The sequence below is a fragment of the Methylobacterium sp. J-077 genome (assembly GCF_022829365.1).
GTDB lineage: Bacteria > Pseudomonadota > Alphaproteobacteria > Rhizobiales > Beijerinckiaceae > Methylobacterium.
The window spans coordinates 1-254 of the sequence record NZ_JAKSYJ010000202.1; the positions used below are offsets into that span (position 1 = coordinate 1).

The 254-nt window shown below is 63.8% G+C and carries 1 protein-coding gene; it reads left to right on the forward strand.

Going from position 1 to position 254, the window contains the following annotated elements:
* On the forward strand, nucleotides 1-254 hold a 254-nt coding region (locus tag MKL11_RS24185), incomplete at both ends, for a transposase (protein ID WP_243947966.1).

The following is a 254-nucleotide window of genomic DNA, read 5'->3' on the forward strand; positions in this document are numbered from 1 at the left end:
GCTGAAAAAAGGCCGGGTCGGGACCATGACGCACGACTACAAGCGCCACGGCACGACGACCCTGTTCGCCGCCCTCGACGTGCTGGATGGCAAGGTCGTCGGCCGTTGCATGCAACGCCATCGCCATCAGGAGTTCATCCGCTTCCTCAACGCCGTCGAGAAAACCGTCCCGGCCAGCAAGGCCATGCACGTGATCCTCGATAACTACGCGGCCCACAAGCACCCCAAGGTCATCGCCTGGCTGGCTCGCCACC